This is a genomic window from Brucella sp. BE17, from assembly GCF_039545455.1.
In the GTDB taxonomy this organism is placed as follows: Bacteria; Pseudomonadota; Alphaproteobacteria; order Rhizobiales; family Rhizobiaceae; genus Brucella.
This window is the reverse complement of the sequence record NZ_CP154467.1, coordinates 613,642-638,912: the sequence shown is the minus strand read 5'-3', so window position 1 is coordinate 638,912 and position 25,271 is coordinate 613,642. Positions and strand designations below refer to the sequence as shown.

Here is a 25,271-nt window from a genome sequence, read left to right as displayed (position 1 = left end):
ATGCATATCAGAGTGCCGCGACTGTCCAGCTTACGATTTCGCTGACAGTGCGGTCGAAGGCTGCATCAAGCGCCTTGACGTAATCCGCATTGGCTCCGCCGCTGACCGGGACAGCGCTGCGGAAAACACGCGTAGCACGAATATCACCCGTCTTGTCGTTCATCAGCCTCACCGTCAATTCAACAACGGCGCTTTTTGGCGAACCATAAGCCTGAACACCAAACATCCGAAGATCGGTCAAAATCTGGTAGTTGATGGCAAGGCCATCACCAGGCCGACCGATACCGCCGAACGCACCTGTATTCTCGTAAGCTTGCACGAGACGGGACTGAACGATATTGGTCAGCCTGTCGCCCCATTGCGCGCCCTTGAGATATTCGATCGAGCCGGGTGCCGAACTGACAACAATGTTCTCGCTGTCGAGTGCTTTGAGTGCGCTCGGTGTCGGCACAAGCAACTGCAGGTTCTTGCGGCTCGGTGACGAAACAGCCGGTTGGGGTGCCGACAGATTGAATGTATCGAGCGGGGTCGTACCGCAGCCAGCAAGAACAGCAGCCATCAAGAGCGAAGCAGCCCCCGCAAACGGACGCGCTCGAGACGATTTCACCTCAGCAGAATCGATTTGTGAAATCAATGACGCGTCCTTCCATTATACTGGGGTACATTGCCCTGTCCGCCGAAAATCAGGCGCTGCGGGTTGCGTTCAAGATCGGTAATGGCCTGTTCGATACGCTGTATCGAACGACGGCTGTCAACGACAACAGATTGCACATCCCGAAGGCCCTGCCCCGAAAAGCGTTGCAGATTATCGGCGATCGGTGCCAGCCGCTTGTCGAGATTGGTCGAGGTTTGACGAATGGATTCAAGCGTCGCCTTGGCTTGCGCTACCACCCCATCCTTATCATCAGAAGATAGCAGATTGTCGGTCTTTTCCAGAATGCTATCAACACGCACCGACGCCGCATTGAGACGCGCCATCATGTCTTTTGCATCTGTAACAATCTTATTGATATTGCCGGTGTTGGAACCCAGTTCCTCGATCACGTCGGCATTCTTGGCCAGCGCATCGGTAAAGGTTTTCGTATTGTTGATCGTATCGGCCAGCGGTCCCCGCGCATCTTTCACAAACCCCTCCAACTCGCCGATCACGCTATTGGCACGTGCAAAAATATCCTGCGCTGTTGCCAGCAGATTGTTGACGGCAGACGGGTCAGCATCAATACGAGCCACAGTGTCTTCCTTCACCGCTTCCGTCAGCAGATTTGGCTCATCGAGACGGCCACCCTTCAATTCGATATAGGCTTGGCCCGTGAGGCCCTGAAAGCCAAGAGTTGCGGCCGTCGAGCGGGTGATCGGTGTGCTGCCATTGACCCGTGTCTGCACAATTACCATTCCGGGGTTGGTTTCATCCAGATGCAGGCGGCGCACGTCACCAACCTTGATACCATTGAACAAAACCTGACTGCCTATTGTCAGGCCGGTCACGGAACCGGGAATGCGTACATCGAGGGGGATTGAATCGCGTGCTTCACCGAAACGCGCAATCCAGTACACAAAACCGAAAGCCAATAGGCTGACGATCAGCGTAAAAACCCCAACCATTACGTAATTCGCTCTTGTTTCCATGTCCTACCCAGTCTGCGAGCGGTCTTGTGGCCGCCGCCTCGTTGGCGCCGAAGGATCGATCTGGCGCGCACGCTTACCACGAAAATAGGATTTAACCCAAGGGTCGTCTACATGCAGCATGTCTTCAATCGTGCCGCTGACCAGAACTTTCTTGTTCCCAAGCACCGCAATGCGGTCACAGATGGCAAAAAGACTGTCAAGATCATGGGTCACCATATAGACGGTCAATCCCATCGTATCACGAAGATTGGCAATCAACTCGTCAAACTCGGCCGCCCCGATAGGATCGAGGCCCGATGTCGGCTCGTCGAGAAACACGATATCCGGATCAAGAGCCAAAGCACGCGCCAATGCCGCGCGCTTGATCATGCCACCGGAAAGCTCAGACGGAAATTTTTCTGCCGTATCCGGTTTGAGTCCTACAAGATCAATCTTCAGTCGCGCCAGTTCATCCATAAGTTTTGGCGAAAGATCGAGATATTCGCGCATCGGCACTTGAATATTCTCAAGAACATTCAAGGCTGAAAACAAGGCACCGTGCTGGAAAAGAACGCCCATGCGCATATCGATTGCCATTTTTTCCACCTCATTGAGACGGTCGATATTGCGGCCAAGGATTTCGATTTCACCCGATTGCTTCTTGTTCAGTCCGAGGATGGTCCGCATCAGAACGGATTTACCCGAGCCAGAAGGGCCAATGAAACCTAGAACCTCGCCCTTGTAGATATCGAGCGACAGCTTGTCGAGAACAGTCGATGCGCCAAACGAAACCGTCACGTCGCGCACCGATATTATCGGAGCAGCCGTCTTGGAATTCTCATCATTTTGCGGTTGCGCTTCGGGCGCACTGCCGTTTTCCATGTATTCTCTTTATCTGAATGAAGTGTCCGACTGAACCGTTGAGTATCAACTACCACCAGTTTTATGTGCAGCTGTGTCCCAAATAGCCCAGAAAAATAAGTCTTCCGTCCCTTTTAGAAATTAATCGCCGCATAGAACATGGCAAACATGCCATCGACCACGATCACCACGAAAATAGCCTTCACCACCGATGCTGTTACCCGCCGCCCAAGCGATTCTGCACTGCCACCGACTTTCATGCCCTCCACGGACGCAAGAATGCCGATGATCATCGCCATGAACGGCGCCTTTATAAGACCGGCAAAATAGGTATTGAGCGCCACTGCATCATGTAATCGGCTGATGAAGGCCTCTGGTGAAATATTGGAATAGAACCACGCAACCCCTGCCGCCCCGATCAAGGCCGCCAGATTGGAAATGATGGTCAAAAGCGGCAGGATGATCACCAGTGCAACGAGACGCGGAAACACCAGAACACCAACCGGATTAAGGCCAATCACTGTCAATGCGTCGGTTTCCTCACGCATTTTCATCGATCCTATTTCCGCGGTAATTGCACTGCCGGATCGACCGGCAATCATGATCGCGGTCAAAAGCACGCCCAGTTCACGCAGCACAAGAATACCGACCAGATCGACCACAAAGATTTCGGCACCAAAATAGCGCAACTGGAAAGCGCCCTGCTGCGCAATGATCGCACCGACAATCGTCGACATCAGAATAATAATCGGGATTGCACCCACACCCATGCGGTCCATTTGCGTGACGACGGCTGCAATCGGGATGCCGCCACCGCGTCCATATTTGAGCTGCGCGCCACGGATGGTTGCCCCCAGAATATGCATCGACATCTTGAAGTCATCGAAAACCGAGAAAACGCCACGGCCAAGGGCTGAAAGCAAGGCAATCACAAAAAACGGTTTTTTGGGCTGAGGCACGTCGATTACACGTTCAACAGCACCAGCCACTTCATCCATCAGCGGCAACCAGGTTTCACGTATGCCGTTAAGCTCGACGCCTCTGCCATTTTCGGCACTGTTTTCGGCCTTCTCATCCGAACCGCGTTGACGAAGGCGTTCGATAAGCCATGCGCCCGCAGTGTCGAGGCCGGAAATATTGGACGCTTCAAGAGTGATCGGCTGTTTGCCGACACTTTTCTCCAGATCGCGCATCTTGTCATCGACGAGGTGTACGCTTTGCGACACCCAACGACCGCTCAAGCGGACCAGGCGCGTGCCATCCTGCTCGCTCACATCGATCTTTGGCGTTTCATCGGCAGCGCTTCTTGCTTTATCGTCGGTGTCGGTCAAAATAGCTTACCTCTTATACCAAGTATAGATGCATAAAAATGATCTGTCCTTGGTTAAGCCCATGTGGCGATTAAAGATTTTCAAGGCACGATGCGTTAGCCTCTCAAGCCTTGATATTATATGAGTCGCTTGCCGACCGAAATACTGCGTTCCAAAGGGCTCTCCTCATGCACTTTAGCTTAAACCTTGCCGTAGAACGCTATCCCATTGCGGGTAAATTCACAATTTCAAGAGGGTCAAAAACCGAAGCGGCTGTGGTTGTGTGTTCAGTCAGCAATGGAACCCTGGTCGGGCGCGGCGAATGCGTGCCCTATGCGCGCTATGGCGAGAGCCTTGAAAGTGTCGTTGAAGCCATCGAATCAATGCGCAAGAAAATCGAGAATGGTGCCACACGACTGGACATCCAGCGCCTCATGGCAGCCGGTGCTGCGCGCAATGCCGTCGACTGCGCTCTTTGGGATCTGGAAGCCAAGTCCACCGGCAGACGCGTTGCAGATCAACTGTCCATCAAACCGCACCCCCTTCAAACAGCCATCACGGTTTCACTGGGAACACCGCAGGAAATGGCCGAAGCGACGGCGAAAGTCGCGCATTATCCGCTGATCAAGGTGAAAATGGGTAGCGACAGCGATATTGCGCGCATTCAGGCTGTCGCAGCTGCAGCGCCCAAGAGCCGGATCATCATTGATGCCAATGAGGGCTGGAATAATGCGAACATCGCTGAAAACATTCACGCTGCTGCACATGCGGGTGTCATTCTCATCGAACAGCCACTGCCTGCGGGAAATGATGATATTTTGCGCCATATCGAGCGGTCCGTCATGATTTGCGCCGATGAAAGCGTGCATACGGCCCAAGGTCTGGAAGACCTCGTTGACCGCTACGATGCAGTCAACATCAAACTCGACAAGGCGGGCGGACTGACCGAAGGCCTCATCATGCGTGATAAGGCGTTGAAACTGGGGCTTCAAATCATGGTCGGCTGTATGGTGGGCACATCGCTTGGCATGGCACCAGCGGTGCTTCTCGCGCAAAATGCGGCGGTAGTCGATCTCGATGGCCCACTCCTTTTAGCACAGGACCGCGAGCCGGGACTTCGTTATGAGGGCGCACTCGTCTATCCGCCGGAAGCAACCGTCTGGGGTTGAGTTACCGCGTAGTCGGCTTCATGGCTTGTGCCATTGACCGACATCAGCGCATCTTCAAAAATATCGGCGCAGGCATCCCAGGTAAAAGGCTTGAGCACTTCTTCCGGATCGAATTTTTCCATCGCGAGCGCTTCCAGACAGGCGGCTTGCAAATCCTCGGAAAGGACGCCGGCGCCGGTTGCCCCCACAACGTCCTTTGAGCCAGGAACCGGAAATGCTGCAACCGGCAGTCCTGATGAAATTGCTTCCAGCAACACAAGGCCGAATGTGTCGGTACGGCTTGGAAACACAAAGACATCAGCGCTCGCATAGGTTTTTGCCAGCGCTTCACCTTCGCGTTTACCGACGAACAAGACATCCGGGTAACGCAATTTCAGCTCATTGAGCGCAGGCCCGTCACCCACGATGAGTTTTTTGCCCGGCAGCTTGAGATCGAGAAACGCTGGTAGGTTCTTTTCTGATGCCACACGCCCAACGCAAATAAAAACCGGCTCCTCTTGCTGGGGTGCGATATCTGGCCGTGGATAAAACACAGAGCGATCAACTCCTCGTGTCCACAAATCAAGTCCGGTAAAACCGCGCTCTTTCAAGTCGTCCATAATAGATTGCGTTGGCACCAGTGTGTGTGTCGCGGCGTTATGAAAGCGTCGCAGAAAGCCATAGGTCCAGCTTAAGGGAACTGGAACTCGTTCTGCGACATATTCCGCAAAACGGGTATGAAAGCTCGTCGTGAAACGCCAGCCCAATTTCATGCAGGCACGCCGCGCCATGATGCCGAGTGGACCTTCAGTCGCAATGTGGATGTAATCGGGTTTAAGCGCTACAAGTCTACGCTTAAACGCCCATGGTGTTGTCAGCGCCAACCTTATTTCCGGATAAGTCGGGCATGGAGCAGAGCGATAATCGAGCGGCGAAACGATTTCGACGGCATAGCCACGGGCCAGCATCATTTCCTGGCATTTGGTCAGGGTTCGCACAACGCCGTTGACCTGAGGATGCCAAGCATCGCTGATGATGACGATTTTCTTCATCAACTGACCTTTGCGACTTCGCGCGCCGGACGCGGCAGTTGAATGATTGTGCCTTCATCTGCCTCATGACTACTGGGGCGCTTTTTGCCGGAGATCGGGCTGCTATCACGCATATGCGTCCAATCAAGAAGCTCCATACGTCCATCGAAATGCTCGACGACCGCAGTGCAACTCTCAACCCAGTCGCCGGTATTGATATATTCGACATCGTTCATCATCTCGATGGTGGCGTGATGAATATGACCACAGATGACGCCATCGACACCGATGCGCTTGGCCTCTTCCGAGACCACATCTTCAAACTGACCGATAAAATTGACCGCCTTTTTCACACGGAATTTCGCCCAGGCCGAAAACGACCAGTAGCGCAGCCCGAAATAGGCACGCACACGGCTCATGACCGTGTTGATCCAGATGGCCGTATCATAGGCCCAGTCGCCCAGATAAGCGATGAAACGCGCATTGCGAACCACCACATCAAACTGGTCACCGTGGATGACCAGAAATTTTCGACCATCAGCGGTTTCATGGATGGCACGGTTCATTACTTCAATGCCACCAAAATGCGTACCCTGAAAATTGCGCAAAAACTCGTCGTGATTGCCCGCAATATAAATAATGGTTGCGCCCTTGCGGCTCTGGCGCAAAAGCTTTTGCACCACGTCATTATGTTCCTGCGGCCAGTGCCAGCTACGGCGCAATCGCCAGCCATCGACGATATCACCGACCAGATAGATCGTCTCGGCCTCGTGATGGCGCAGAAAATCCAGCAGCAGATCGGCCTGTGCCGCCTTTGACCCCAGATGAACATCGGAAATAAAGAGCGTCCGGAACTTCTTTGCCTGCGTCGGATCGGTGCTCATTTGATTGTCCCTCAAAATGGACCAGCAAACCGGGTAATCCCGAATGAAGGCGACAAAACCCGATTCTTGTCACAGCCATATGACGGTTTGCTGAAGCATGGGCGTCGCCTTCTGTTCAGACGACGCATTTTCTTGGGAGAAGCGAAACGATGGACATTTCAGCACGTTGACGTGAAATCGCGCAGAAACCGGTTGATTGCATATGCTTCTTGGTGGCATGTCATCATTGCTCAAACAAAAGAGGATGAAGCCGTGGATTCGGGTTTTCAGGGCCGCCGGATGAATGCAAGCGCATCAGGTTATGGACCCCCTCCTTTCTAGTTTCACCATGATGGCAGCGGCTGTAAAAGCGCTTTTAACATCTCATTTTAACATCACAGGGATAAACTCATTTTACAAAATGGGTCTACAGAATCCTGACAACTTCGATTAGAAGTACAAGGCCGAAGGCCCGGTACTCTTCCCTGCACCTTCTGTCCGCCACAGTTTGCTGCGGCGAGAATAACCGGAAAGCGATGCGATTATGACCAAGAAAAAGACTACCACGCCTGCACTCTCGGATTTCGACGAGGCAGCACTCTTCTTCCACCGCTATCCGAAGCCGGGAAAGCTGGAAATTCAGGCAACCAAGCCGCTCGGCAACCAGCGCGATCTCGCGCTTGCCTATTCGCCGGGGGTTGCTGCTCCCTGCCTTGCCATTCAGGACGATCCCGCACTTGCAGCCGACTATACGGCGCGCGGCAATCTCGTGGCCGTGGTTTCCAACGGCACCGCGGTTCTGGGCCTTGGCAATATCGGCGCACTCGCATCCAAGCCGGTGATGGAAGGCAAGGCGGTCCTTTTCAAGAAATTTGCCGATATCGATGTATTCGACATTGAAATCGAGGCGCATGACATCAACCATATCGTCGATGTGGTGGCAGCACTCGAGCCGACCTTTGGCGGCATCAATCTGGAAGATATCAAGGCGCCCGAATGTTTCGATGTCGAGGAACAGCTTCGCGCCAAGATGAATATTCCGGTTTTCCACGATGACCAGCATGGTACCGCAATCATCGTCGCAGCCGCTGTATTGAATGGCCTTGAACTGGCCGGAAAAAGCATCACGGACGCAAAGATCGTGACGTCCGGTGCGGGTGCGGCAGCGCTTGCCTGCCTCAATCTTTTGGTCAATCTGGGTGCAAAACGCGAAAACATCTGGGTCTGCGACATTGAAGGCGTGGTCTATGATGGTCGCAACACGCTGATGGACCGCTGGAAGGAAGTTTACGCGCAAAAGACCGATGCCCGCACACTTGCCGAAGTCATTGGCGGCGCGGATGTCTTCCTCGGTCTTTCGGCGGCGGGTGTGCTCAAACCTGAACTTCTCAAACAGATGGCCGAAAAGCCGCTGATCATGGCGCTGGCCAATCCCAAGCCCGAAATCATGCCGGAAGAAGCGCGCAGCGCGCGCGCTGACGCGATGATCTGCACTGGACGTTCGGATTACCCCAACCAGGTCAACAATGTTTTGTGCTTCCCGCACATTTTCCGCGGTGCGCTGGATGTCGGTGCGACCGCGATCAATGAAGAGATGAAGCTGGCCGCTGTTCGCGCCATTGCGGGACTTGCGCGTGAGGAGCCGTCCGATGTTGCTGCCCGCGCCTATTCCGGCGACACGCCCACCTTTGGCCCGGATTATATCATCCCTTCCCCGTTCGATCAGCGACTGATTCTGCGCATTGCGCCAGCCGTTGCAAAGGCCGCCATGGAAACAGGCGTCGCCACGCGCCCGATCGAGGACATGGAGGCCTATCTCGACAGGCTCAACCGTTTCGTTTTCCGCTCCGGCCTCATCATGAAGCCGGTCTTTGCCGCCGCCCGCGCGCAGGAAAAGCCTAAGCGCGTCATCTATTCCGATGGTGAAGACGAACGCGTGCTGCGCGCCGCACAGGTGGTGGTCGAGGAAGGCATCGCGTCTCCCATTCTTGTTGGCCGTCCCCAGGTCGTGGATACAAGACTGCGCCGTTATGGCTTGAAAATCCGCGCCGGTGTGGATTTTGAGCTGATCAACCCCGAAGACGATCCGCGCTATCGCGATTATGTCGATCTTTATCTGTCGCTCACAGGCCGTCAGGGTATTACGCCGGAAGCGGCACGCACCATCGTGCGTACCAATTCAACGGCCATTGCCGCCCTTGCCGTCATGCGTGACGAGGCGGACGCCATGATCTGCGGTCTGGAAGGTCGTTTCGAGCGTCACTTGCGCGTTGTCGGACAGATCATCGGCAAGGTGCCGGGCATTCATGATTATTCCGCGCTGAGCCTTTTGATTTCGCAGCGCGGTGCACTGTTTTTGACCGATACCTATGTCAATGTCGATCCGGCCCCAGATGAGATTTCGGAAATCGCCATTCTTGCAGCCAGGGAAATCGACCGTTTCGGCATCGTGCCGAAAGTGGCGCTGGTGTCGCATTCCAATTTTGGCTCCAAGGAAAGTGCAAGCGCGGAAAAAATGCGCAAAGCTGCTGCCCTTCTGGCCGAAAAAGCCCCGGACCTTGAATCGGACGGCGAAATGCATGGTGATTCAGCCCTTTCGCAGGCCATGCGCGATCGTGTGTTTCCGAATTCACGCCTGAAGGGCGAAGCCAATCTTCTGGTGTTCCCAAACCTCGATGCCGCCAACATCACGCTTAATGTGGTTAAAAGCGTCACCGATGCGCTGCATGTCGGCCCGATCCTGCTGGGTGCGGCCCGTCCCGCGCATATTCTCACACCGTCCGTTACTTCGCGTGGCGTGGTCAATATGACGGCGCTGGCCGTGGTCGAAGCGCTGCAGCGCGCGGGAGAAGCACCGGCGACCACGGCAAAGCAGCACAAATAATCCGTTTTCAACACATGAAAAAAGCGGGCACGGTTCACACCATGCCCGCTTTTTTAGTTCGTCGATAGTTCAGGGCTTGCGGCTTTGAACCTTTTCCGGCCCCATCAAGACCAGAAGATCGGCTAGCTCCGGGCCATGCGCCTGTCCTGTCAGCGCAAGACGCAGCGGCATGAACAGGCCCTTGCCCTTGCGACCGCTCTGCGCTTTTGCGGCATCTGTCCATTGTTTCCATGTGTCACGATCCCAAGGACCGTCCGGCAACAGTGTGAAAGCATCTTGCACAAAGGCGCGGTCTTCCTCGGAAAGCTCCGGCAGTTCTGACAAATCACCGCTTACGACCTGCCACCAGTGCTGCACATCGTTGAAATGATCGAGATTACCGCGCACGGCAAGCCAGAAAGCTTCCGTTTTTTCGCCCATGATCCCCAACGCCTCAAGACGCGGTTTGGCGCTCTCAAAAGTCATCTCGTGTAGAAGCGAACGGTTGAGTGTGTCCAGTTCCGAAGGGTCGAATTTGGCCGCCGACTTCGTGATCGATGCGAGACTGAAATGCTCGGCCAAGGCTTCCATGGTGGAGGCTGCGGAAACATTTTCCGACGTACCAATCAGCACGGCGAGTGACGCCACCGCCATCGGCTCATAACCGTTCTCGCGTAGCGAGCCTACTGAAAGCGCACCCGTGCGCTTGGACAGCCCTTCGCCGGTCGTGGTGGTGAGCAGATTGTGGTGGCCGAAAGCAGGAGCTTGCGCACCGAGCGCACGAAAAATCGCCATCTGCACGCCGGTATTGGTAACGTGGTCGTCGCCGCGAATAATATGGGTGACGCCCATATCGATATCATCCACGACCGAAGGCAAGGTGTAGAGATAAGTTCCGTCTTCACGAAGCAGCACCGGATCGGACATTGATGCCAGATCAACCACTTGCGGTCCGCGTACCAGATCGTCCCAATGGACTTCTGTGCGCTCAGTGACGAAAGGATCGCTTGCAAAGTTCGGCAGAAGGAAACGCCAGTGCGGCTTGCGGCCTTCGGCTTCAAATGCCGCTTTTTCGGCATCGGTGAGCTTTAGTGCCTCACGGCCATAGACCGGTGGCAAACGACGGGCCAGCCTGAGCTTGCGGCGACGTTCGAGTTCATCGGCGCTCTCATAGCAGGCATAAAGCAGCCCTGCCTGTTTCAGCTTTTCAACGGCCCTGGCATAAATATCAAAGCGCTTGGACTGATATTCAACCCGGTCGGGACGGATGCCAAGCCATTCAAGATCAACCGCGATGGCCTTGGCATATTCATCGCGCGACCGCTCGACGTCGGTATCGTCATAGCGCAGGATGAAATTGCCGTTGTTCTTTTGCGCATAAAGCCAGTTGGACAGAGCGGTTCGCGTATTGCCGATATGAATATAGCCCGTCGGCGACGGGGCAAAACGAACGGTAACAGTCATTTTTTATGTCTTTCAGCGGTCGCGGAAACGATTGGTAATCGGGTAACGGCGATCACGTCCAAAGTTCTTCTTGGTGATTTTTACGCCCGGTGCCGATTGTCGCCGCTTGTATTCAGCCAGATAAAGCAGATGCTCGATGCGTTGCACAGTCTCTAACGGATGACCGCGAGCGGCAATTTCAGCATTGCTCATCTCGTTTTCGACCAGACATTCCAGAATATCGTCCAGCACCGGATAGGGCGGCAGGCTGTCCTGATCGGTCTGGTTCTCGCGCAGCTCCGCCGATGGTGCCTTGGAGATGATATTTTGCGGGATCACTTCACCGGATGGCCCGAGTGCACCGTGGGGAACATTTTCATTGCGCCATGCCGACATGGCATAGACCTGCATCTTGTAGACATCCTTGATCGGATTGAACCCACCATTCATATCGCCATAAAGCGTGGCATAACCAACCGACATTTCCGACTTGTTGCCGGTGGTGACAACCATCGAGCCAAATTTGTTGGAAACCGCCATCAAAATCGTGCCACGTGTGCGGCTTTGCAGATTTTCTTCCGTAACACCGCTTTCAGTATCGGCAAAAAGCGGTTGCAGCGCACTCAGGAAACCTTCGACAGGCTCTGCAATCGGAACGATATCGTAACGCACGCCAAGCGCTTGAGCGCAGTCAGCGGCGTCTTTGAGTGATTCATCGGAGGTGTAGCGATAAGGAAGCATGATGCAGCGCACACGATCCTTACCCAGTGCATCGACACTCATGGCCGCGCATATGGCTGAATCGATGCCGCCGGAAAGGCCAAGGACGACATCCTTAAAGCCGTTTTTATTGACATAATCACGCAAGCCCAGCATGCAGGCCGCATAATCGGCTGCCATGCCTTCCGGCAGGTCGGCCTTTTCACTCTCCTCGCAACGCCATCCCTCACCCTCGCGCTTCCAGGTGGTGAGTGTAATGGATTCGTCAAATTGCGGCATTTGCAGGCAAAGCGATTTGTCGGCATTGAAGGCGAATGACGCACCGTCAAAAATCAATTCGTCCTGCCCGCCAATCTGGTTGGCGTAAAGCATCGGCAGTTCTGTCTCGATCACCTGTTTGAGAACCACTTGATAACGCCGGTCCATCTTGTCGCGATGATAAGGCGATCCATTGGGTACCAGCAGGATTTCCGCGCCGCTCTCAGTCAGCGTTTCCGCGACAGCCAGGTCGCCCCAGATATCCTCGCAGATCGGAATACCAATCCGCACACCGCGAAAATTAACGGGGCCGGGCAGCGGACCCGGCTGGAACACGCGCTTTTCGTCGAATTCACCGTAATTGGGCAGATCGACCTTGAAACGTTCAGCAATCACTTCACCGCCATCAAGCACCATGACGGCATTATGCAATCCGCTTTCACGCTTTAGCGGCGTGCCGATAATGACACCCGGCCCACTATCTTTTGTATCGACAGCCAGTTCCAGCACGGCCTTTTCGCAGGCTTCCACGAAAGACGGTTTTAATATCAGATCTTCCGGCGGATAGCCCGCGATGAACAATTCCGTAAACAGGATGAGATCGGCCTGCATGGCGGCTGCCTGCTTACGGGCAGAACGCGCACGAGCCAAATTTCCGGCAATATCTCCCATGACGGGATTGAGCTGGGCCACAGCAATACGAAGCATGGTAAGATTCTCGGATGCACTGATCATAGCCCAGCTTTAGCCTGCTTTGAGGGCCGATTGCAACGCAGACGACCAATCTCTGTCTGCTTTGTCAGAGCAAATAGGTGTCGATCAGAATATAAGCCCAGACCGTGAAGGTGAAAATAGTTGAAATCAGCACTGCCAGCGAACCGCAATCCTTGGCAATCTGTATCTCTTTATGAAAATCAAGCGAAATCGCGTCACAAGCGGCTTCGATACCCGTGTTCAGAATTTCAATCATCAGAAGAAACAGGATTGATCCTGTCATCATCAGAAATGCCAGCCAAGTGGGAGCAAGAAAAAACGCCAAAGGCAAGGATATCAGAAACAAAACAAGTTCCTGCTGAACCGCCTTCTCGTTGCCTGCAAGATAGCGCAGCGCGCGCATGGAATTGATAAATGCGAGAAAAAGACGCTGCATGCATAGCTCCCGAATATCCAGTATCAGTTGCGAGCACGCAAAGGTCTAAACAAGTCTAGCCGAAAAGCAACAGGGCGAAGATTGAAATCTCCGCCCTGCCCGTTTGTCTTTTTTCTAATCGCTATTATGCCGTCGCAACCTGTCTTTCGACACCGGCATCGCGCTCTTTTTTGAGAAGTTCGGCCAACAGGAAAGCAAGTTCCAGAGCCTGATCGGCATTCAGACGCGGGTCGCAATGCGTGTGGTAGCGATCATGCAGGTCGTCTGCCGAAATGGCGCGTGCGCCGCCTGTGCATTCTGTCACATTCTTGCCGGTCATTTCGATATGAATGCCGCCCGGATGCGTGCCTTCCGCATAATGAATAGCGAAGAAGGTTTCGACTTCCTTAAGAATCCGATCAAACGGACGCGTCTTGTAGCCGCCTGCAGTGATTGTATTGCCATGCATCGGATCGCAGGACCACACGACCTTGCGGCCTTCGCGTTCCACGGCGCGGATAAGCTGCGGCAGATGATCGCCAACCTTGTCGTAACCAAAACGTGCAATCAGTGTCAGACGACCGGCTTCGTTTTCAGGATTGAGCAGATCAATCAGACGAATGAGATCATCCGGCTGCAGGGATGGGCCGCATTTCATGCCAAGCGGGTTCTTGATGCCGCGGCAATATTCGATATGCGCATGATCGGCCTGACGCGTACGATCACCGATCCAGATCATATGACCGGAGGTCCCATACCAATCGCCGGAAGTCGAATCGACGCGGGTCAGCGCTTCTTCATAGCCCAGAAGCAGTGCTTCATGGCTGGTGTAGAAATCCGTTTCACGCAGCGCATGGTTGCTGTCGGAGGTAATGCCGATAGCACGCATGAAATTCATCGTTTCGGATATGCGCTGCGCCAGAGCGGCATAACGTTCGGCCTGCGGGCTCTTGCCGACAAAACCAAGCATCCACTGGTGCACGTTTTCCAGATTGGCATAGCCGCCCTGTGCGAAAGCACGCAGCAGATTGAGCGTTGCCGCCGACTGACGGTACGCCATATCCTGACGCTGGGGATCGGGAATGCGCGATGCGCTATCGAAATCGATGCCATTGATGATGTCACCGCGATAGGATGGCAGCTCGACACCGTCCTTGGTTTCCATGTCGGACGAGCGTGGCTTTGCGAACTGACCGGCGATACGGCCAACCTTGACCACAGGCTTGGACGCACCAAAGGTCAAGACGACTGCCATCTGCAAGAACACGCGGAAGAAATCGCGGATATTATCCGCGCCATGCTCGGCAAAGCTTTCGGCGCAATCTCCGCCCTGAAGCAGAAATGCCTGCCCTTCGGCGACCGCTGCAAGCTGCTGCTTGAGTTTGCGTGCCTCACCTGCAAAAACCAGTGGCGGATAAGTGCGAAGACGGGCCTCAACATCGTTCAATGCCTGTGCGTCAGGATAAAACGGCACCTGCTTGATCTGTTTGTTTCTCCAGGAATGCGGGGTCCAGTTCTTCGTCATGGTAGCACCTGTTTCAATATCCGCTCAATAATTATCGGATTATAGCCTCCTTGCACGGATGCCGGAATTGCACTTTTACAGTCTTTTCCCGTAGAAAACTGACAGTTTTTGAACAGACCCGGCGCGCGCGTAGGGCGGATATAATGCAGACACAGGTTTTATGCCAGCAATATTCGTTAACACGGTCATATAAGCGGCGAAAGATTCATCCGTCGACTTTTTCGCCACGTACAAGACGGTAGCTCGGCTTGTACATCGTCACCAGTTCCTCCGCAGCCGTTGGATGCACGGCCATTGTGCGATCAAAATCGTCCTTGGTCGCACCAGCCTTCAGCGAGATGCCGAGAAGTTGCGCCATTTCGCCAGCATCCGGCCCCATGATATGGGCACCCACCACCTTGCGGCTTTCGGCATCGACGATGATTTTCATGAGCATTTTTTCGGTGCGGCCCGAAAGCGTATTCCGCATCGGGCGGAATAAGGCGCGATAGACCTCGACCTCAGGATATTTTTTGCCAGCCTCCTCTTCCGAAAGGCCCACGGTTCCGATTTCCGGCTGCGAGAAAACTGCCGTTGCGATCAAATCATGATCGGGCTTGGTCGGATTATCCTTAAAAGCCGTTTCCAGAAAACACATAGCCTCGTGGATCGCGACGGGTGTGAGTTGCACGCGGTTGGTGACGTCGCCGACCGCCCAGATGTTGGACACGCTGGTGCGCGAATAATCATCCACTTCAATCGCACCGAGCGCGTCCAACTTGACCCCGGCTTGTTCGAGGCCAAGACCGTCGGTGTTCGGAGTGCGTCCAAGTGCGAGCAACGCCTGCCCTGCTTCAAGCATTTCGCCATTGGAAAGGGCAATCGACAAGGTACCGTCAGACTGTTTGCGAACTTTTTGGAAAACAGCACCGCAAATAATGCGGATACCCTTTGCTTCCATGGTTTCGTGCAGCAAATGACGCAAATCGTGGTCGAAGCGTGAAAGAATCTCCTGCCCACGATAAACCAGCGTTGTCTTCACACCTAGGCCGTGAAAAATATTGGCAAACTCCACTGCGATATAGCCACCGCCAGCTATGACGATTGCCTCTGGCAATTCTTCAAGATGAAAGGCTTCGTTGGAACTGATGCAGAATTCATTCCCCGGAAGCGCCTCATGCATGTTGGGCCGGCCACCAGTGGCAACCAGAATATGCTCGGCCGTCACGCGCCGTTTCGATGCCACTAACTCAATGGTATGCGCATCGATCAGTTGGGCCCGGCTTGCAAAAATCTCGACGTCAGAGTTTTCAAGCCCTTTTCGATAAAGCCCTTCGAGACGGTCGATTTCCTTATCCTTGGCTGCGAGCAATTTCTTCCAATCAAACTGGCTTTTGCCCACACTCCAGCCATAACCGGCTGAATCTTCAAAATGTTCGGGAAATTGCGATGCATAGACAAAAAGCTTCTTTGGTACGCAACCGCGGATCACGCAGGTCCCGCCCATACGATATTCTTCCGCGAGCCCCGCCTTCTTTCCCATGGCGCCAGCAAGACGTCCCGCACGCACACCGCCCGAACCGCCACCGATAACAAAAAGGTCGAAATCATAAGCGGTCATCAAAAACACTCCATCGAAACAGGGACGGCTCACGGCCGCTAATCATTTGTGCATCATATGTAGACAAAAGAAAAAGCCCGGCCAAGTCGCCGGGCTTTTAAATCCGCTCACATTATGCGGAGATCACTGCTGGTCGGGCTGTTCCGGCTGCTGTTCACCGGCAGATGAACGGGCCTGCGCTACCAGAACTTCGCCCACATTACGGGCCAGATCGCGCGCGACTCCATTTTGCCAGATATTGGCGGCGCGTACGACTTCACGCGTAACGATAGGGCCTTCCGCCAGAAGCTTCTTACCGGCCGGTGAAGCGTAGAATGCAGCGATTGCCTTTAGTTCATCTTCGGAAAACGCCTTGGCATAGGCGCGAGCCGATTCTGTTTCGAGATCGGAACGACGTGCCGCCAGCGCAATAGCCTTGTCATCGACCGTCTTGGTGATCAACGCCTCAAGGTCCGGGTCCTTCTGGATCAGTTCAGCCTTAAGCGCGCGTGCCGCATTGGGCAGAATTTCGTCGAACTGCTCGGTCGCATTAATGGCCGAGATTGCCTGACGTGCGGCTTGCAGATGGGTTTCAGAGATTTCCTGCGCCGTAGCAGCATGAACGCCTGCCATCAGAACGAGCGCGGAAAACGGTGCAATCAGACGGCGAAAGCCAGTTGCCGGGATCATATGCTCAATACTCCGTTCAATCAGTTCAAAACCGGCGGTTCGGGACCGCTTGATGATAAGCCAGCGGTCAAGACCGCTTGATAGTTTTAATGCCATCGGTCCCGGCAATCACTGCCGCGCGCGCCAGCCCGATGAAAAGCCCATGCTCGACCACGCCCGGGATGGCGAAGAGAGCGTCGGATAATGTCTTTGCCGATGGAATACGGCCAAAAGATGCATCCACGATATAGTGTCCGCCGTCGGTCACAAACGGCGAACCATCTTTTAAACGCAGGTTTAAAGGCCCTGCAAGACCACATTTCTCAGCAGCATGTTCAATCGCCCGTATCGTGGCACCAAGCCCGAAACGGTTGACCTCGATAGGCAGTGCAAAAACGCCCAGCGTTTCCACGACTTTCGACTGATCGGCAATGACGATCATAGAATCGGAAGCTGCGGCGACGATTTTCTCGCGCAGAAGCGCCCCGCCACCGCCTTTGATCAGCGATAACTCGCCATCGACTTCGTCTGCACCATCAATCGTCAGGTCAAGATGCGGAGTTTCATCGAGTGTCGTAAGCGGCACGCCGAGTTCACGGCAAAGACTGGCGGTGCGTTCCGATGTCGGCACGCCTGTGACATGCAGACCATTCTGTACTTTTTCTGCGAGCAAACGCACAAACTCTTCCGCGGTAGAGCCTGTGCCAATGCCCAGACGCATGCCATCCTTGACATGGGTCAGGGCTTCGGCAGCCGCTGCAATTTTGAGCTTGCGTGCGTCACTCATCGCATAAGTCCCCGGCTTGTTATTCAACCACACTCACGGATTCTCGTTATTCCGGTCATCGTCTAGCACGCGCAGTTACTATAACAAAGCGCCGATTGGAAATATGATAGAGAATTTAGCCTGAAACATCTTTCAGAAAATTCTTATTTTAGGCATCGGGCTTGAGCCTTTTTAGCCTATGCGATAGGTATCGGTTTTCGTCAGACACAACAGTAATGACAAGGAATTGCCATGTCAGTCGCGAATACCCGCCCTATTATCGTGTTCGACCTTGATGGTACACTTGTCGATACAGCGCCAGACTTGCTGGAAAGCCTCAATCACTGTCTGACCATTTCCGGCCTGAAAGCGGCAGATCGCATTGCATTGCGTCGTTATGTCGGCCAAGGCGGACGAACCATGATCGAGCGGGCCTTCACGGCACAGAAAACAGAAATCGATGATGCCCGGCTCGATGAACTGGTCGAGGTGTTTCGTACGCATTATTCAGATCATATGCCCGGTTCGTCCTTTTTCTTTCCCGGTGTAATCGAGGCTATGGATCGGTTTCAGGCGCACGGGTACGACCTGGCGGTTTGCACCAACAAATACGAGGCTTTGGCAAAAAAGCTTCTGACGAGTATGGGGCAAGCCTCCCGTTTCGCATCGATCTGTGGCGCTGACACATTTCCATGGCGCAAACCTGATCCGCGGCACCTGACCGAAACGATCGCCCTTGCAGCGGGCAATCGTGACCGCGCCATCATGGTGGGCGACAGCCGCACGGATATCGATACGGCAAAAGCTGCAGGTATCCCGGTGGTTGCGGTTGATTTCGGTTACACCGACCTGCCGGTTCAGCATTATGAACCAAGCCGGGTAATTTCACATTATAACGAGTTCACACTGGATATGGCGCAACAGCTTCTAGAAGCTGTTGCCGACCCGGCTGAGGCTTTTACAGATTAATGAAAGCCATTAATTTACATATCATTGCTGTTGTTGTCTTAAGTTCTACAACAGCATTGAGCGAAGAGCAGCATTCGCCTGCGGGGCTTCCCGGTGTCGAGACACAAAAGCCGTTAGTTTCGAGCCCTCCGCCCGAAGCGGAGCCAGATGAAAGACCTGTCGGGACACGGAGAAATTTCCGTGTGGGAAATACAGATATTTCCATATCCGGTGATGTCAGAATAGACGTCGGTCAAAATCAGGGCCGCCTGCGCCGCTGATTATTCGCGTTTTGCCAATACAGACCAGGTATTGGGCAATAGTTGCGGCAAATCCTCCGCAATCAGCCCATGACCAAAGCGACGTGCCGTGTCGCCATGAACCCAAACCGCCGCGCAAGCCGCTTCAAAAGCCGGCATGGTTTGCGCCAGCAGTCCACATATAATGCCTGCCAGTACATCCCCCGATCCAGCAGTGGCAAGCAATGGTGTGCCATTGGTGTTGATTGCCGCACGAGCATCCGGGGCGGCGATTACTGTATCAGGGCCTTTATAGACAATGACGGCATTGGCGCGCTTTGCCGCCATCCTCGCCTTGTCGAGCTTTGAAGTATCGTGTGCAGCAATATCGGGAAAAAGCCGCCGGAATTCGCCTTCATGCGGCGTCATTATCAGATCAGTTTTGGCATTTTTGCGAATATCGAATAATTGCTGTGGATTGTCCTCGAAAGCCACTATTGCATCGGCATCCAGTACCAGCCCTTTAAACGCTGTTGTCGCATCGCTGCCTGAAAGCATTTGTGTATAGTCGCGTGCCAGAGCCCTATTACCAAAGCCCGGCCCCAGAACCGCGGCCGCCACTTTTCGATCCAAGATAAAGCGCTCGGCATCATCTGCGGTATTTGATTCCCGCACCATGATACTGGTCAAATGCGCTGCATTCGTTGTCATGGCGTCAGTGGGTGATAAAAGCGTTACGGCTCCCGCACCGCTTCTGGCAGCAGCAAGAGCTGACAGGCGCGCCGCACCGGTCGAATGCATAGGTCCTGAAAATACTGCCACATGGCCGCGACTATATTTATGAGCATCGACGCTAAGGACGGGCAGGTTTTGCGACCACAGTTCCGGGGCGTTCTCAAAAGTTTGTGGCTTGATAGCTTTGGAAAGAACAGTATCGGAAATTCCAATATCAGTGACATGCAGCACACCACAAAGCGCCCTGCCCGGTTGTAGCAAATGGCCAGGTTTCTTGCGAAAGAAGGTGACGGTCGTCGTCGCCGTTACCACCACGCCTTGCGCCTGCCCGCTTTCGCCCGATACACCGCTTGGCAAATCAACGGCAACCACCGGCAGGCCTGAGCCGTTCAGTGCTGCAATGGCAATGGCTTCGGCACCATGAATTTCACGTGTAAGACCGGCACCGTAAAGGGCATCGACCACACCGCCAAAGCTTGCTGGTGAAAACTGGGCAATACCGCGCACATCGCCCTTATAAAAAACCGACGCACGTAAGGCATCACTGCCATTGCGTGGCAGCGTCGAACAAAAACAAACGACTTCGAAACCCGCCTCCAGCAGATATTGCGCAGCAACATAGCCGTCCCCGCCATTATTGCCCGGGCCACAAAGGACAGCCACCGGCATCTCGCGCGAAAACATACCGCCTGCCACATCCGCCACAGATTTTCCCGCAGCGAGCATCAGCGAAAAACCATCCCTGATGCCACTTTCGATGGTCCACCGGTCCGCATCACCCATTTCATCCGGGGAAAGAAGCTCAAACATGGCACACCTTACAAGCACAAAAACGAGGATGATTAAACACGGTGCAGAATGCTTTAGGCAAGCATGCCCTTTATTAACGCATAATGCCTATTTTTTAACCACATCAATATAGGCAAAATGCTTCTCGGCTTTTCGATATCATAGTCTGCCTTGCAAATATGCCGGATTTAGTGCCAATGTGCTGACCATAAGCCTGCCAGACGAATTTTTTCCCATATTTTCTCAATTGGCACGCTTTATGCATCTCTTGAGGTGAAGCGGGCACGATGCCCATTCCAAAGAAGAGCGGAGACCATTCTCTGATGAAAAAGATCGAAGCCATCATTAAGCCCTTCAAACTGGATGAAGTGAAGGAAGCCCTTCAGGAAGTCGGCTTGCAGGGTATTACTGTCATCGAAGCCAAGGGCTTTGGACGACAGAAGGGTCATACCGAACTCTACCGTGGTGCCGAATATGTCGTCGACTTTCTTCCAAAGGTGAAGGTTGAAGTCATTGTTGCGGACGAAACCATGGATGCCGCCATCGAGGCCATCCGCAAGGCCGCACAGACCGGTCGTATCGGCGACGGCAAGATTTTCGTATCCAATATCGAAGAAGTCATCCGCATCCGTACCGGTGAATCCGGTGTGGACGCCATCTGATAAAAATCAGCATACCATCTCTCGTCGTGCGAACAGGAAATTAAAATGACGACTGCCAATGACATTCTAAAACAGATCAAAGACAACGACATCAAGTTTGTCGACCTTCGCTTTACCGACCCGAAGGGCAAGCTACAGCACGTAACGATGGATGTAGGCCTCGTGGATGAGGAAATGTTCGAGGACGGCGTCATGTTCGACGGCTCCTCGATCGCCGGCTGGAAGGCCATCAACGAATCCGACATGGTCCTGATGCCCGATCCGACGACCGCGCATATCGATCCGTTCTTCGCCCAGTCCACGCTGGTGATCCTGTGTGATATTCTCGATCCGATTTCGGGCGAAGCCTATAGCCGCGACCCGCGCACCACGGCCAAGAAAGCCGAAGCCTACATGAAGTCGCTGGGCATTGGCGACACGGTTTATGTCGGCCCGGAAGCTGAATTCTTCATCTTCGATGACGTCAAGTACAAGGCCGATCCTTACAACACCGGTTTCAAGCTCGATTCAAACGAGCTGCCGTCCAATGACGACACCGATTATGAAACCGGCAATCTCGGCCACCGCCCCCGCGTCAAGGGCGGTTATTTCCCGGTTCCTCCGATCGACAGCGCGCAGGACATGCGTTCTGAAATGCTGACCGTATTGACCGAAATGGGCGTCACCGTCGAAAAGCATCACCATGAGGTGGCCGCAGCACAGCATGAACTCGGCGTCAAATTCGACAGCCTCGTGCGCAATGCCGACAAGATGCAGATTTTCAAATATGTCGTGCATCAGGTCGCCAATGCTTATGGCAAAACCGCAACCTTCATGCCGAAGCCGGTCTTTGGCGATAACGGCTCGGGCATGCATGTGCATTTCTCGATCTGGAAAGACGGCAAGCCGACTTTTGCTGGCAATGAATATGCCGGTCTTTCGGAAAACTGCCTGTTCTTCATTGGCGGCGTCATCAAGCACGCCAAGGCAGTGAATGCATTCACAAACCCATCGACCAACTCCTACAAGCGTCTGGTTCCAGGCTATGAAGCCCCGGTTCTGCTGGCCTACTCAGCCCGCAACCGTTCTGCATCGTGCCGTATTCCGTTCGGTTCATCGCCAAAATCAAAGCGTCTGGAAGTCCGCTTCCCTGATCCGTCGGCAAATCCTTATCTGTGCTTTGCCGCACTTCTGATGGCAGGCCTTGACGGCATCAAGAACAAGATTCACCCGGGACAAGCTATGGACAAGGATCTTTATGATCTGCCAGCCAAGGAACTGAAGGAAATTCCGACCGTCAGCGGTTCTCTGCGTGAAGCTCTGCAGTCGCTCGACAAGGATCGCGAGTTCCTTAAAGCCGGTGGCGTGTTCGAAGACGATCAGATCGACAGCTTCATTGAGCTGAAAATGGCTGAAGTGATGCGTTATGAAATGACCCCGCATCCGGTCGAATTCGACATGTATTATTCGGTCTAAAAAATCAGGCGGGTGCATTGGCACCCGCCTTTTTCTTATCGTGGGAATGATGCACAAAAGCGTGCAAAGAAAAACCGGTAAAGACACCATTTTTTTATTATAATCATATATTTACAATATCTTTTTCATTCTACTTCTAAAGAACTTTGAGCACCCTGTCCGCAACCATCATTTCGACCAGCCGGGTTTTGCGTCGTGCGGAGGCTTCCGCATCCTCACCCCATTGCTCGATTGTCCAGTCCTCATCAATATGGGCGAGCGACCAGCCTTGATCAGCGGTAATTTCCTGTTTGGCAATCGCCAGTCCGACAATGGCCGAGCCGGTCAATGTCGTCATGGTATGCAGGCAGGCAAGTGCGATCGGCTCACGGAAAGCAGACAAATGAACGCCAAATGCCGCCAAAGCTTCGCGCGGTTGCTCAACATGCATCACGCCTTCCGCAAGCGCAAAACGCGCACCGAGCGTCTCGGCCCAATCGATCAATGGATCCCATTGTGCTGTCTGCCGCGACACCAATTCCTGCGGCGTGTCGGCGCGATAGCAAAGAAGATCAGTTCCGGCAAAACGCAATATATCCTCAAGCACCGCTTGAGGATCGAGCGCAATGCCGTCGATTGCCGTATTTACGAGCCGTGTCGCGGGCATCTTGACTGGATCAACGTGCTTTTCCTGCGCGTCAAATTCATCAGCCACGATTTGCACGGCGGCAGCCGTTGGCAGCAGCAGCAGATTACGCGCTGGCGTTTTGACTGGACGACCGTCGAGATGCACGGCAAAACCGCCTTCAACCTCAGCTACTTCCACGCGCTCATAAAAACGCTTGGGCAAAGGCGTCTGCATCAGTTTTTGCGCACGCACGACCGGGCTTTCGTCCGAGGGCTGATTGTGCGCTCCCGCATCACTTAATTTGTCACGCATGGGGTACTTCCAGTTCCAGTGTGGCGCGCCTGTTCATGCCATCCAGCAGCGGATGCAGATCATGCGGCACGTTTAAAACATGATGGGCACCGGCTTGCAGCAGCGATTGCCTGCCATGATAGCCCCATGACACACCGGCAGCCAGCGCACCGGCGGAGCGAGCCATCTGCATGTCGTAGATCGCATCGCCAATCACAATAGTCCGATCGGGCTCTACACCCATCTCGGCACAGCATTCCATCACCATGGCCGGATGCGGCTTGGACGGGCAATCATCTGCGGTGCGCACGACCAGAAAATGCTGACCGATGCCGTGTCTTTCAAACACCGCGCGTACGCCGCGCTGTGATTTACCCGTAACAAGTCCGAGCAGAATATCGTCCCTCTGCCCAAGCTCTGACAAAAGCGGCAAGATGCCGTCATAAAGCGGCTCGGCGAAATCGGGTGCAGCCCGCAGCCGCACGAAATTTTCCTTGTAACGCGCGGTCAACCACTCAACTTGCGCGTCCACTTCGCGTCCCAACAATTGCGCAATCGCCAAAGGCAGTGAAAGTCCGATGATGGAAAAGGTCTGTTCCTGTTCTGGCGGCGCAAGGCCTGCATCGACGAAACTCTCTGCCATGCAGCGGTGAATGAAATTGCCGCTATCGACCAATGTGCCGTCGCAATCGAACAGAACCAGCTTCATGACTGATCGTCCACGCCATCGGCATCGAAACCAAGCAGGTTCCATGTTTGCACCATATGTGGTGGCAAGGGCGCGGTAACATCGATAGTGCCGCCAGAAGGGTTGGGAATACGGATGCGGCGCGCATGAAGATGCAGGCGCTTTTGAATGCCGCCCGGAAACTCCCAGTTCTGGTCGGCTTCGAAATATTTGGGATCGCCGAGGATCGGATGGCCAATATGGGCGGCATGGACACGAAGCTGGTGGGTGCGTCCCGTATAAGGCTCCATTTCGAGCCATGTCAGATTGTTGCCGACTTTTTCGATGATGCGATAATAGGAAACCGCATGATCGGAATCCGGCTCGCCATGCTGGCAGACGCGCATCTTGTCGCCATCCGGCGTCTGTTCCTTGACCAGCCAGGTCGAAATCTTGTCTTCGCGCTTGCGCGGCACACCCTTGACCAGTGCCCAATAGGTCTTCTTGGTATCGCGCTCGCGAAAGGCGGCTGTAAGCGCCTGTGCGGCCCCGCGTGTTCGCGCCACCACCAGAACGCCCGATGTGTCGCGGTCGATGCGGTGAACGAGGCGTGGTTTTTCGCCCCTCTTATTGCGCCATGCCTCAAGCATGCCATCGACATGGCGCACAAGGCCGGAACCACCCTGCACTGCCAATCCCGCAGGCTTGTTGAAGACATAGACTTTCGGGTCTTCATAAATAAGCATCTGCGCAAGAACGTCACCGTCCTGCTGGCTGCGCATGGTTCTTGCCGTCACGGGACCGGAGGCTTTTTCATCAACGCCCATGGGTGGGATGCGGATCGCCTGCCCAGCCTGCACGCGCGTGTCCGCCTTGGCGCGGCCGCCATCGATGCGCACCTGGCCCGAGCGCAACAGCTTTTGCAGATGTCCGAAACCCAGTCCCGGAAAATGCACCTTGAACCAACGGTCAAGACGCATGCCTGTTTCGTCTGCTGCAACGATCTTCTGTTCAACGCCTGCCATGAGAAAGCCGATATATCCTTTTGCGGTGACAACCGCACATCTGTTTCTTGGACCTGTCAATAGACGTGGCCGCAACGGATTAC

The 25,271-nt window shown here is 54.1% G+C and carries 22 protein-coding genes; 5 read left to right on the top strand and 17 right to left on the bottom strand.

Annotation, left to right across the window (positions count from 1 at the left end; translation table 11 throughout):
* Positions 1–7: 7 nt before the first annotated feature.
* The 4 genes from AAIB41_RS03110 to AAIB41_RS03095 all read right to left on the bottom strand — a co-directional run bounded on the left by AAIB41_RS03110 (position 8) and on the right by AAIB41_RS03095 (position 3,800).
* Positions 8–634, bottom strand: a complete 627-nt coding sequence (locus AAIB41_RS03110; RefSeq protein ID WP_343314149.1) for an ABC-type transport auxiliary lipoprotein family protein — start codon at positions 632–634, stop codon at positions 8–10.
* Entirely contained in the window at positions 631–1,626 is a 996-nt protein-coding gene (locus AAIB41_RS03105) for an MlaD family protein (protein ID WP_343314148.1), read from the bottom strand. The genes AAIB41_RS03110 and AAIB41_RS03105 overlap by 4 nt, the downstream gene beginning before the upstream one ends.
* Before the next feature lie 3 nt (positions 1,627–1,629).
* Positions 1,630–2,487: an ABC transporter ATP-binding protein gene (locus tag AAIB41_RS03100; RefSeq protein WP_343314147.1), complete on the bottom strand. Its 858-nt coding sequence runs from the start codon at positions 2,485–2,487 to the stop codon at positions 1,630–1,632.
* 113 nt (positions 2,488–2,600) lie between these two features.
* The gene (locus AAIB41_RS03095) at positions 2,601–3,800 is read right to left on the bottom strand and encodes an ABC transporter permease (RefSeq protein WP_343314792.1); all 1,200 of its coding nucleotides are present in this window, start codon (positions 3,798–3,800) and stop codon (positions 2,601–2,603) included.
* A 164-nt stretch (positions 3,801–3,964) separates the two neighbouring features.
* Here AAIB41_RS03095 and dgcA point away from each other — a divergent pair, with 164 nt between their 5' ends.
* Positions 3,965–4,945: an N-acetyl-D-Glu racemase DgcA gene (dgcA, locus tag AAIB41_RS03090; RefSeq protein ID WP_343314146.1), complete on the top strand. Its 981-nt coding sequence runs from the start codon at positions 3,965–3,967 to the stop codon at positions 4,943–4,945.
* Here the strand turns inward: dgcA and AAIB41_RS03085 are convergent.
* Together AAIB41_RS03085 and AAIB41_RS03080 are read right to left on the bottom strand one after the other, a co-directional pair.
* On the bottom strand, positions 4,915–5,976 hold the full coding sequence (locus AAIB41_RS03085) for a glycosyltransferase family 1 protein (RefSeq protein WP_343314145.1): 1,062 nt from the start codon (positions 5,974–5,976) through the stop codon (positions 4,915–4,917). The genes dgcA and AAIB41_RS03085 overlap by 31 nt on opposite strands.
* Positions 5,976–6,839, bottom strand: coding sequence for a UDP-2,3-diacylglucosamine diphosphatase (locus tag AAIB41_RS03080; RefSeq protein WP_343314144.1), 864 nt, complete (start codon positions 6,837–6,839; stop codon positions 5,976–5,978). The genes AAIB41_RS03085 and AAIB41_RS03080 overlap by 1 nt, the downstream gene beginning before the upstream one ends.
* A gap of 523 nt (positions 6,840–7,362) precedes the next feature.
* On the opposite strand from AAIB41_RS03080, the gene AAIB41_RS03075 reads away from it, so the two are divergent.
* On the top strand, positions 7,363–9,702 hold the full coding sequence (locus AAIB41_RS03075) for an NADP-dependent malic enzyme (RefSeq protein ID WP_343314143.1): 2,340 nt from the start codon (positions 7,363–7,365) through the stop codon (positions 9,700–9,702).
* A 69-nt stretch (positions 9,703–9,771) separates the two neighbouring features.
* Here the strand turns inward: AAIB41_RS03075 and gltX are convergent, their stop codons facing one another.
* The 7 genes from gltX to rpiA all read right to left on the bottom strand — a co-directional run bounded on the left by gltX (position 9,772) and on the right by rpiA (position 17,791).
* The gene (gene gltX, locus AAIB41_RS03070) at positions 9,772–11,145 is read right to left on the bottom strand and encodes a glutamate--tRNA ligase (protein ID WP_343314142.1); all 1,374 of its coding nucleotides are present in this window, start codon (positions 11,143–11,145) and stop codon (positions 9,772–9,774) included.
* A gap of 12 nt (positions 11,146–11,157) precedes the next feature.
* Positions 11,158–12,837, bottom strand: a complete 1,680-nt coding sequence (locus tag AAIB41_RS03065) for an NAD+ synthase (RefSeq protein WP_343314141.1) — start codon at positions 12,835–12,837, stop codon at positions 11,158–11,160.
* Positions 12,838–12,901: 64 nt separating this feature from the next.
* Positions 12,902–13,252 (bottom strand): diacylglycerol kinase, encoded by a 351-nt coding sequence (locus AAIB41_RS03060; protein ID WP_343314140.1) that lies wholly within the window; start codon positions 13,250–13,252, stop codon positions 12,902–12,904.
* 124 nt (positions 13,253–13,376) lie between these two features.
* Positions 13,377–14,756 carry a 3-deoxy-7-phosphoheptulonate synthase class II gene (locus AAIB41_RS03055; protein ID WP_343314139.1) on the bottom strand — a complete coding sequence of 460 codons (1,380 nt, stop codon included), beginning with the start codon at positions 14,754–14,756 and terminating at the stop codon, positions 13,377–13,379.
* A 205-nt stretch (positions 14,757–14,961) separates the two neighbouring features.
* Positions 14,962–16,356, bottom strand: coding sequence for a glutathione-disulfide reductase (gene gor, locus AAIB41_RS03050; RefSeq protein WP_343314138.1), 1,395 nt, complete (start codon positions 16,354–16,356; stop codon positions 14,962–14,964).
* A gap of 123 nt (positions 16,357–16,479) precedes the next feature.
* Positions 16,480–17,025: a DUF2059 domain-containing protein gene (locus AAIB41_RS03045; RefSeq protein WP_343314137.1), complete on the bottom strand. Its 546-nt coding sequence runs from the start codon at positions 17,023–17,025 to the stop codon at positions 16,480–16,482.
* A 67-nt stretch (positions 17,026–17,092) separates the two neighbouring features.
* Entirely contained in the window at positions 17,093–17,791 is a 699-nt protein-coding gene (gene rpiA / locus AAIB41_RS03040) for a ribose-5-phosphate isomerase RpiA (protein ID WP_343314136.1), read from the bottom strand.
* Positions 17,792–18,022: 231 nt separating this feature from the next.
* On the opposite strand from rpiA, the gene AAIB41_RS03035 reads away from it, so the two are divergent.
* A complete protein-coding gene (locus tag AAIB41_RS03035) occupies positions 18,023–18,739 on the top strand; it encodes an HAD family hydrolase (RefSeq protein ID WP_343314135.1) in 717 nt (238 codons plus the stop codon).
* 260 nt (positions 18,740–18,999) lie between these two features.
* Here AAIB41_RS03035 and AAIB41_RS03030 read toward each other — a convergent pair whose 3' ends face one another.
* On the bottom strand, positions 19,000–20,502 hold the full coding sequence (locus AAIB41_RS03030; protein WP_343314134.1) for an NAD(P)H-hydrate dehydratase: 1,503 nt from the start codon (positions 20,500–20,502) through the stop codon (positions 19,000–19,002).
* Between the two features lie 302 nt (positions 20,503–20,804).
* On the opposite strand from AAIB41_RS03030, the gene AAIB41_RS03025 reads away from it, so the two are divergent.
* Positions 20,805–21,143, top strand: a complete 339-nt coding sequence (locus AAIB41_RS03025; protein ID WP_343314133.1) for a P-II family nitrogen regulator — start codon at positions 20,805–20,807, stop codon at positions 21,141–21,143.
* A gap of 45 nt (positions 21,144–21,188) precedes the next feature.
* Positions 21,189–22,598 (top strand): type I glutamate--ammonia ligase, encoded by a 1,410-nt coding sequence (gene glnA / locus AAIB41_RS03020; RefSeq protein WP_343314132.1) that lies wholly within the window; start codon positions 21,189–21,191, stop codon positions 22,596–22,598.
* 136 nt (positions 22,599–22,734) lie between these two features.
* Here glnA and AAIB41_RS03015 read toward each other — a convergent pair whose 3' ends face one another.
* From AAIB41_RS03015 to AAIB41_RS03005, 3 genes are read right to left on the bottom strand one after another with little or no spacing between them, the layout of a single operon-like run.
* Positions 22,735–23,517: an ATP12 family chaperone protein gene (locus tag AAIB41_RS03015; RefSeq protein WP_343314131.1), complete on the bottom strand. Its 783-nt coding sequence runs from the start codon at positions 23,515–23,517 to the stop codon at positions 22,735–22,737.
* Positions 23,510–24,205, bottom strand: a complete 696-nt coding sequence (locus tag AAIB41_RS03010; protein WP_343314130.1) for an HAD-IA family hydrolase — start codon at positions 24,203–24,205, stop codon at positions 23,510–23,512. The genes AAIB41_RS03015 and AAIB41_RS03010 overlap by 8 nt, the downstream gene beginning before the upstream one ends.
* A complete protein-coding gene (locus AAIB41_RS03005; protein WP_343314129.1) occupies positions 24,202–25,188 on the bottom strand; it encodes an RluA family pseudouridine synthase in 987 nt (328 codons plus the stop codon). Before AAIB41_RS03005 ends, AAIB41_RS03010 begins: the two co-directional genes overlap by 4 nt.
* Positions 25,189–25,271: the final 83 nt, after the last annotated feature.